This window comes from uncultured Christiangramia sp., assembly GCF_913046405.1.
Lineage (GTDB): Bacteria > Bacteroidota > Bacteroidia > Flavobacteriales > Flavobacteriaceae > Christiangramia > Christiangramia marina.
Genome location: NZ_CAJWRQ010000126.1, coordinates 1 through 6834, shown reverse-complemented (window position 1 = coordinate 6834; position 6834 = coordinate 1). Strand labels below are relative to the sequence as shown.

Genomic DNA, 6834 nt, shown 5'->3' with positions numbered 1-6834 from the left:
CAAATGATCAGTGTTTACGGTGCTTTTCACGTTATTCATCTTTCGGATTCTCTTGCTGAGATAGTGAATTTGTCGCTAAGGCCTTATTAACAGGGTCACTGATGGTTCTGCCATTCTTACAGCTAATTGACAAAATTGCGCTATAGCGTATTTTTTGAATCCAATGTTTAACATAGTTTTAAGACCCTTGAACAATTTCTTGAATTTTCTCCTATCGCATTGTTTCGAATCTCGCAAGAATGCAGCAGAATCCTTATAAATATTTGAATACCTAGCAATCAACTACACATATATTGGATATTATATCCATAATAAGTCAGGATTTCATAAATAGATTTTAAGTTTTTATTAATGATAATTCTTATGGAATGTGGCTAAATTAACGGTCATCTAGGGGGTAAGCTACGTGTTTTGAGTCCTATCGCATGGTAATTGCACCATAGTAATCGAAATCGTTCGACAAAAAGTCGATATTATTTGAATTAAAATACCAAAAATGAAAACATTAGTAATTGGAGCAGGAAACATGGGATTAACTTACGCTGAAGGGATGGCACAATCTGCCATGCTTAATAGGAGAAATCTTATGGTATTCGATAAATCAGCAGATGTGATCGCAAGACTTAGAGACTTGGATCATTTCGATGTTTACGAATCACTGGAAGAGTGCCTGCCTCAGGCCGATATGGTTTTTGTAGCTGTAAAGCCTTATCACTGTGATGAGCTTTTTGAGGAGATGAAGTCAATGGTTAATAAGGATCAGATATTCGTATCCTTGATGGCCGGTGTTACCATAGAAAAAATTCAGAATGGTTTAGGAGTCAAGAAAGTGGTGAGATCCATGCCTAATTTACCTGCACAGGTTGGCAAGGGTGTTACTTCTTATACAGAATCTAAAGAAGTATCCAGAGTAGAACTTCTAATGGTTCGCAATCTTCTAGATACTACTGGAGAATCTATTCATGTTAAGAATGAGAATTTTATTGATGCCTCTACTGGTATTTCAGGAAGTGGTCCGGCATACGTTTTCTATTTTATGAATTCCATGCTGGAAGCTGCTCGAAAGATGGGCTTCAGTAAAAATGATTCCAAGGTATTAGTAAGTCAAACCTTTGAAGGTGCTGTGGAACTTTTCAACCAGAACGATCTTAGCCCGGACACATGGATGGACCGGGTAGCTTCCAAAGGTGGAACTACCAGAGCTGCACTGGATTCCATGGATGATAACAATGTAAAGGAACTCATCAAGGATGCAGCATACGCAGCCTTCGATAGAGCCGTGGAACTAGGAGAAGAAAAATAATCAACTAACAAAACCAGATAACCAAAACATCTATAATGGATAAGAAAAGAAGAATTGTCGTAAAAGTTGGAACTAATGTCATGACCAACAAAGACAACAGAATTTTGGGACCAATATTGAAAAGTTTGGTGCGACAGATCGCAACATTATACGAAGAAGACATCATGGTTGTTCTAGTTTCTTCAGGATCTGCAATTGCAGGGAAAGAGATTCTTGGACAAATTAGTGTAGAGGATGCCAGCAAACGTAGACAGGTGTACTCTTCAGTAGGGCAACCTAGAATGATGCGTCATTATTATAGCATCTTTCATGACTACGGAATGCGATGCGCACAGGTACTAGCTACAAAAAGAGACTTTAGCCCGGGTATACACCGTGAGAATATGATCAATTGTTATGAATCCTTGTTATCTGAAGGAATTATTCCAATTGCAAATGAGGATGATGCTGTATCAGTAACCATGTCTATGTTTTCTGATAATGATGAGTTAGCTAGTCTTGTTGCTGAATTGATCGGTGCTGAAAAACTGATCATCCTTAGTGACACAGATGGTCTTTATACTGGTCATCCTGAACATGACGATTCAGAAAAATTGAATAAAGTACAGATTGATGAGAATGTGGAAAAATACGTTCAGCAATCTGAGAAAGGTGAAGGCGAAGGTCGTGGAGGAATGGAGTCCAAGATCAAGATCGCCAAAGGTACTGCAGCAAAAAACATCGATACCTATATTGCTAATGGTAAACGTGAAGATGTGATTCTCGACATTATGGCTGGAAAACCAGTAGGTACCAAGTTTACCACGTAATAACCAATTAAAAACCTAAAAGAAACGAAGAAATGAAGTTGATAAAAACAGATACTAAAAATAACGTATTAAAGTCTATGATGAATATCCTGGACAAAAGACGTCAGGAAATCATAGCAGCAAATAAGAAAGATCTTGATGCTTTCACGAAAGATGATCAGGCCATGTATGACCGCTTGATCGTTGATGAGAAAAAAGTTGACGGTATGATCCAGTCTGTAAAAGAAGTGATGGAACAGGATGATCCAGTTGGCCAGGTTATCGAGCATAGAAAACTGGATACCGGACTGGATATTACGAACAAAACTGCTCCGTTTGGAAATATCATGATCATTTATGAATCCAGACCAGACGTAACTATTGAAGCAGCTGTTCTTGCCTTCAAAGCAAACAATAAGATCTATTTAAAAGGTGGTAAGGAAGCAATTGAAAGTAACAAGATACTTGAAGAATGCTGGCACGAAGCACTTGAGGAAAACGGGTTGGATAAAGAGTGGATCAAGCTTTTACACCTGGATAGAACCGAAACTCAGGAATTCCTAAAAAACCCACCAGAGCAATTAGACCTTATCGTACCACGTGGTGGCGAAAGACTGATCGCTTTTGTTAAAGAACATGCAACCGGAGCAGTGTTAGTTTCCGGGAGAGGAAATAACTTCCTGTATGTATCTAAAAATGCCGATTTCGAAATCGCTAAGAAAGTAATGCTGAATGCCAAGATCGATAAGATCTCTGGTTGTAATGCCTTAGATAAGGTTCTGGTAGATACTAATATTGAAGGATATGAGTCTAAACTAAAGGAGTTAGAAGAATTGTTCAGCGACAATAAAGTTGAAATTCTGGTAGATGAAAAAGTATCTGAAGTTCTTACCGATCAAACTAAAGTACCTTCTGAAGATACCTGGTATGAGGAGTTTCTGGCGATGAAAATTGTGATTGGAGCCGTTGACGGACTCGATAATTCTATCGAGAAGATCAACCATTACTCCGGAGGTCACTCTGCTTCAATTATCACTACAGATAAAGAAGAAGCGATCACTTTTATGGAGCAGGTAGATTCGGCAGCAGTATATCATAACGCTTCCACCCGTTTTACTGATGGTGGGCAAATGGGCGTTGGAGCTGAACTTGCAATTTCAACCGACAAGTTGCACCATAGAGGGCCATTAGGTCTTAAACAATTGGTGACTAATAAATATTATATTTTGGGTGAAGGACATGTAAGAGTATAATCTCAATCCATATAATTTGAAAAGCCTGGTAAATGCCAGGCTTTTTTTATGTCCGGATTCCAGGATAAGATGTTTTGCGTTTACCCATCCAAGAGAATGCGTAAATTCTTGAATCTTCAAGTTCTCGAACATAATTAAACCAATAACTGTAACGTTTAAGGGACTGTTCAGTCTTATAAACAGAAAACAAAAGCACATATGAAAAAATTAGTGATGGGTCTGGCTGCAGCTTCAATGTTGTTTGCTTGTAAGACTCAGAAAAATCCCCAGGCAACCATTGAAAAGCCAGTTCTGGCTCAACTTGATCTGGTAAATGTTGAAAATGATAAAGTGTGGGTTACCGTAGACCCTGCAGAATTTAAAACAGAATCTACCATATTCAATATTCCGAAAACTGTTCCCGGAACTTATTCTGAAGATAATTATGGAAAATTTACCGAATCTTTCAAAGCTATTGACTATAAAGGAAACGAATTGAGCTTCGAAAAGCTGGATGATAATAGTTATAAGATTGAAAAGGCCGCAAATCTGGATAAAGTTATGTATCTGGTAAACGATTCTTTCGACTGGGAAGAAGAAGGTGGTGTATATTCCATGGCAGGAACAAATATTTTAAAGGATAGGAACTTCCTTCTTAATCTTCATGGTTTTGTAGGCTATTTCGACGGGATGACCGAAAAGAAATATCAGCTTGAGATCGTACGCCCTGAAGATCTTGTAGCAGGAACTTCTCTTACTATCGCTTCTACTAAAAATTCTGAAACAGGAAACTCTAAAACAGATGTTTACCACCTGGATCGGTATTTTGAAGTGATCGATAACCCGATCATGTATTCAAAGCCGGATACTACCAGTTTCATGGTAGAAAACATGCAGGTTTTACTTAGTGTCTATTCACCAAATGAAAAACATTCAGCTCAGACTTTGAAGCCTGGAATGGAGAAAATGATCCGTGCACAAAAGGAATTTCTAGGTGATATAAACTCTACAGATAAATATGCCATTCTTGTATACCTTTCCGAAGGTGAAGGAGATGCTTCGAACTATGGAGCTCTGGAACATCATACCTCAACAGTGGTGGTAATGCCTGAGTCTATGGATGCATCTTCTCTGGACAAAAGCATGACCGATATTGTATCGCATGAGTTTTTCCATATCATTACTCCACTTGGAATTCATTCTAACGAAGTTCATTATTTTGATTACAACGATCCAAGTGGGCAACTCAGGGTAAAGCAGCCGGAAGGCTCACTTCAGCCAGCGACTGCCCTTGCGCGCCGCTTTTTTGGCAACCGGCGGTCCGCCGAGGTCGATTGTGTTTTGCTCAATGTCCTTGAGCCTTGTTCGGGCAAGGGCGAGCATTTCCTTTACCTTATCGGGATGCTCGGCACTTAGGTCCTTCTCCTCGGCAGGGTCCTTTGATAAATCAATGAGCACCGGGCCCTTTGCCGATCCGGCCACTTCCTTGACATGGTCAAAGAAAGAAAAGTTTCACTTTAATCCGTCTCTAATTTTCTTCGGAAAGTCTGTAGTTATAGAGTCTACGCCCAAATCACGGAAGTGCCTTGCTTGCTTGATCTCGTTAATGGTCCAGCAATGAAAAGATAGTTTAGATTTACGTAGCCTTTTAACAAAACCTGAATCAATTACCTCTTCATTGGCTTGGGTCCCAAGACCGCTTGCCAGAGATACTTTAAGAGTTTGGAAAACATCATTTTGGTCAGGCGTCCATGTTCCTGTTTCCTTGATCTTTTTGTAGGATTCTAGAAAATTAGCTTCAATCTCAGGCCACTGCTTGCGACATGCCTTAATGAGATGATAGTCAAAAGCGATAAAGCTAATCTGATTGGCCAGTTCTGGTCGCTCTTTCATTCTTTGATCAAGAACTTTAATTAAAGGTGCCATAATCTCAGTCCCACATTTAATTTCGATAAAGAATTTTTTACCGTCCGGAACTGAATCTATAACTTGTTCCAATGTGGGAATACGAGCACTAGAATATTTTTTATCCTTCCATGATCCCACATCAATGCCCTGCAACTCCTTGAGAGTAACCTTTTTCACAAGAAGCTTAATCTTCCCCCCACTAACTTTGCTTGTGTCTGCATCATGAATTGCAACAATGTGTCCATCATGGGTCAGATGAAAATCTCCCTCTATACCATCGGCTCCAAGATTCCACGCTAAGTTAAATGCTTCCATTGTATTTTCTGGAGCAGCACCGGACGCACCACGATGCGCAATGATCAGCGGTGTCTCAGAGGATGCTAAATTTATTAGAACCGAGAAAAAGAAAAGCACAGACATTAATGGAGATGAAAAATTCATTGTCCGCCGAGTTGAGTCCGTGCATTTATCCATAGGAGTTCAAAGGTTCAAGATAATAATTGATCATGTCCAGAATCAATTCCGTGACATTCCACCATAGTTTGGATTAGACCTGCATAGATAAAGAAAAGTGAGATGATTTATTATTATCTTCAATGAAAAGGATTCTCGACACGAGGACCCGGAAAGCAAATAATCATCCTAATCCTAAAGCCATGAAAAAAATCACCTCGACTCTCATTACTCTAATTGCACTCTTAGGACTGAGCTTAGCAGATCACCATAGTAAATCACTCTTCAACGGCAAGGACCTCACCGGTTGGCAGGACCGCAACGGCAAAGTATCCAAGTGGGAAGTCGTTGATGGCGCAATCCAAGGTCAAAAGAAAACCGGCGATATATGGAGCAAGGAAAGGTTCGGCGACTTCGTTCTCTCACTAGAATTCAAGACAACAGGAAATAGTGGTATCTTCTTTAGAACAGACAACCCAAAGAGCCCTGTACAGACCGGAATTGAAGTCCAGGTCGAGAAACCTAACGGACCAAACAAGCACTCGGTAGGCGCTCTCTATGATTTGGTCCCTCCAAAGAAAAATAATGCAACGACCGGTTGGAACAAAATCAAAATTACTGCGAAGGATAATATGATCACCGTGGAAATGAACGGTGAAGTTATTAACGGAATGGATCTGAACAAATGGACAGAACCTAATAAAAATCCGGATGGATCCAAGAACAAATACAAGACCCCATTGAAAGACTTCAAGAGAGAGGGACATATAGGTTTCCAGGACCATGGGCACCTTGTCTCTTACCGAAACATTAAAATCAAGAAGCTCTAAGATTAAATAATCCTATGGTCCTCGTCCGGTTCGGTACGGCCGCAACATTATCGATTTTTATATCGGTCACTTGCTTATTTGCTAAGAATAAAGGGTCAACACGAATCAATCAGATACAGCTGATTGGAACTCACAACTCATACCATATTGCTCTTCCTCTGGAGAACCTTAATAGGATAGGCATTATCAACCGTGGGCTTAAGGATTCCCTTGAGTACTCGCACCGACCGCTCACTGAGCAGTTACAGACGCTTGGAATCCGTCACTTTGAGTTGGATGTTTTTGCTGATCCCAAGGGAGGCCACTACTCAAGAAGGAAA

7 protein-coding genes are annotated in these 6834 nt (G+C 40.0%); 6 read left to right on the top strand and 1 reads right to left on the bottom strand.

Features of this window, described 5'->3' with window-relative positions; all coding sequences use genetic code 11:
* Positions 1–496 precede the first annotated feature (496 nt).
* From proC to QZ620_RS12935, 4 genes are all read left to right on the top strand, one after another.
* Positions 497–1303 (top strand): pyrroline-5-carboxylate reductase, encoded by an 807-nt coding sequence (gene proC / locus QZ620_RS12950; RefSeq protein WP_295182385.1) that lies wholly within the window; start codon positions 497–499, stop codon positions 1301–1303.
* 35 nt (positions 1304–1338) lie between these two features.
* A complete protein-coding gene (proB, locus tag QZ620_RS12945) occupies positions 1339–2112 on the top strand; it encodes a glutamate 5-kinase (protein ID WP_295182383.1) in 774 nt (257 codons plus the stop codon).
* A 32-nt stretch (positions 2113–2144) separates the two neighbouring features.
* The gene (locus tag QZ620_RS12940) at positions 2145–3344 is read left to right on the top strand and encodes a glutamate-5-semialdehyde dehydrogenase (RefSeq protein WP_295182380.1); all 1200 of its coding nucleotides are present in this window, start codon (positions 2145–2147) and stop codon (positions 3342–3344) included.
* Between the two features lie 198 nt (positions 3345–3542).
* Positions 3543–4739 carry a hypothetical protein gene (locus tag QZ620_RS12935; protein ID WP_295182377.1) on the top strand — a complete coding sequence of 399 codons (1197 nt, stop codon included), beginning with the start codon at positions 3543–3545 and terminating at the stop codon, positions 4737–4739.
* A 96-nt stretch (positions 4740–4835) separates the two neighbouring features.
* Here QZ620_RS12935 and QZ620_RS12930 read toward each other — a convergent pair whose 3' ends face one another.
* On the bottom strand, positions 4836–5672 hold the full coding sequence (locus QZ620_RS12930) for a glycerophosphodiester phosphodiesterase (protein ID WP_295182375.1): 837 nt from the start codon (positions 5670–5672) through the stop codon (positions 4836–4838).
* 215 nt (positions 5673–5887) lie between these two features.
* Here QZ620_RS12930 and QZ620_RS12925 point away from each other — a divergent pair, with 215 nt between their 5' ends.
* Positions 5888–6514, top strand: a complete 627-nt coding sequence (locus tag QZ620_RS12925; protein WP_295182372.1) for a DUF1080 domain-containing protein — start codon at positions 5888–5890, stop codon at positions 6512–6514.
* Between the two features lie 14 nt (positions 6515–6528).
* The coding region (locus QZ620_RS13900) for a Ca2+-dependent phosphoinositide-specific phospholipase C (RefSeq protein ID WP_366935473.1) at positions 6529–6834 on the top strand (306 nt) is incomplete at its 3' end.

Excerpts from the sequence above, each read along its gene's own strand:
- proC (WP_295182385.1), top strand. The coding sequence starts at position 497 with ATGAAAACATTAGTAATTGGAGCAGGAAACATGGGATTAACTTACGCT.
- proB (WP_295182383.1), top strand. The coding sequence starts at position 1,339 with ATGGATAAGAAAAGAAGAATTGTCGTAAAAGTTGGAACTAATGTCATG.
- QZ620_RS12940 (WP_295182380.1), top strand. The coding sequence starts at position 2,145 with ATGAAGTTGATAAAAACAGATACTAAAAATAACGTATTAAAGTCTATG.
- QZ620_RS12935 (WP_295182377.1), top strand. The coding sequence starts at position 3,543 with ATGAAAAAATTAGTGATGGGTCTGGCTGCAGCTTCAATGTTGTTTGCT.
- QZ620_RS12930 (WP_295182375.1), bottom strand. The coding sequence starts at position 5,672 with ATGAATTTTTCATCTCCATTAATGTCTGTGCTTTTCTTTTTCTCGGTT.
- QZ620_RS12925 (WP_295182372.1), top strand. The coding sequence starts at position 5,888 with ATGAAAAAAATCACCTCGACTCTCATTACTCTAATTGCACTCTTAGGA.